Origin of the sequence: Streptomyces sp. NPDC058877 (genome assembly GCF_042742855.1) — a bacterium.
Taxonomy (GTDB): Bacteria; Actinomycetota; Actinomycetes; order Streptomycetales; family Streptomycetaceae; genus Streptomyces.
In genome coordinates, this window is record NZ_JBHYMF010000375.1 from 1 (window position 1) to 1,900 (window position 1,900).

The 1,900-nt window shown below is 66.7% G+C and carries 1 protein-coding gene; it reads right to left on the minus strand.

From position 1 onward, the window contains the following. A partial coding sequence (locus ACFW2Y_RS35665; protein ID WP_384887864.1) for a DNRLRE domain-containing protein occupies window positions 1–1,532 on the minus strand: 1,532 nt, incomplete at its 3' end. Between the last annotated feature and the right edge of the window lie 368 nt (window positions 1,533–1,900).

Sequence of the window (1,900 nt, forward strand, 5' to 3'; positions counted from 1 at the left end):
CCGTTGGGGTCGACGAAGGTGTCACGCAGGGTCGGTGTCACCGTGTTGACCACGTAGGCGCCGTTGTAGGAGAAGAACGGCGGGCCGGCTTCCTGCTTCGTGCCCGTGCGCGGCCGGTAGTTGTAGGTGACGGTCAACTTGGGCGGGTTGGATGCGGCGTCGGCGGAGTTGACGCGCTTCCACTGGCCCGTGATGTTCTCGTCGGAGGCGCGTAGGCCCATGTGGGACTTGGCGGCCTTGGCCGAGGCCCATTCCTGCACCAGCGTGGTGACGTTGGCGTTGATCCAGCCGTCCGGCTGGGTGGAGCAGGAGGGGTTGCCCTTGGTCTCCGAGGAGGTGGCCTTCTTCGCGATCCACGACGGCTGGGCCGTCCACCGTGACGTGGTCGTCGCGGCCCCGGTGGACCATACTTCCCACGGCTGGTTGGGACACGAGGAGCCGGTGTAGTTGGCGGAGTGGAAGTTCCACAGGCTGAGCTTGGCGTCCATCACCAGCGCGTCGGCGATCGGCGCGGTGTTCCAGGAGATGAAGGAACGCGCGGTGCGGTAGGTGCCGTCGGCGTTCTTCGTGCCCGGGTTACCCAGGTCCAGCTCGGTGTCGGTCGACCAGTCGACCGTCGTGCCCTGCTGCACGTAGGTGTCGAAGACGTTCGACAGGGACGAGGTGGACGGGTCAACCGTCACCGGGTACTTGGTCGCCGGGTCGGTCAGGAAGTCGGTGTCCGGCGTGATGACCAGGTCCACGCCGCCCTTGGTCTTGACGACCTTCATGGCGACCTTGGCCCGGCGGGTGTGCTCACCGGACACCTCGTCGACGGTGGAGTCCCACATCACCGGGGCCGGCATGACGGCGCTCTTCTTCGACTTCTTGTCGGTGAAGAGGACGCTGCCATCGGCCTGCTGCTGTACTTTCAGACCCTTGGTCCTCAGCGGCAGCGTGTACGAGAAGCCAGCTTCGGGTTTGGCCTTGACCTCGACGAACTGCTCGAAGCCTGTACGGGTGGCCTCGACCACCACGTCCGCTCCGGGCAGAGCGTTCTCGTATGTCGCCCGGGTGCCGTCGAGCTTCGGGGCTGGCAGCCCGCCACGCCACTGCAGCGTGATCTGCTCGTCGCCCTGGCCGAGGGTGACCAGGTCGGTGGCCGGTGCGGACTGCGCCGCACGCAGCGAGCGAGCCGGCGCCCCGGTCCTACCGGCGAGCGTCAGGCCCTTCGGGTGGGACTTGGCGGCGACCGAACCGTCCGCTTGCGCGGCCAGCTCGACATCGACATCGCGCCAGTTACCCGTGACCGCATCCTTGAACCGGACCGGGCCGGCGGCCAGCTCGGTGGTGAGCGAACCGTCCTTGTTCACCCAGGTGGTGGAGGTTTCCGTACGCTCGGACAGCGCCTCCACCCGCTCGCCCGACAGCCGGGCAGCCACACGCGCCGAAGGAATGTCCGCCGCCTGTGTGACAGCCGGCTTCTCGGCCTCGGCGGCCGCCGGAAGCGGTGCGGCCACGACGCCAGCGCCGTCCAACAGCGTGACAGACATGGCCAGGGCAAGGCTCCCCGCTATGTAGCCGGAAGCCCTCCCGCGCCAGGGCCATCTGCGCCGCGATGGCGCAGACACGCGAATCATCATGATTCCTCGATCTCTACCTGCACATGCGCATCACCCATGTGATGTCTTCGTGAAGGTACCGAGGGGAGAGCGCTCCGCGATCAAGACAATACGGCCAAGATCGACTTACCGGCCCGCCGGGAGGGTGATCTGCATCACACTCAGGTTTCAATCAGCTGGAAAGGGTAGAAGCTGCTGTTTGGCACTTTGGCGGCGCGGTGTGTGTCCCACGCAGGACCTTCGCGCAATGACCGCCGGAACGTCACGATCAAGGTAGGGCCCGCCTCCGGGGTGCTCAC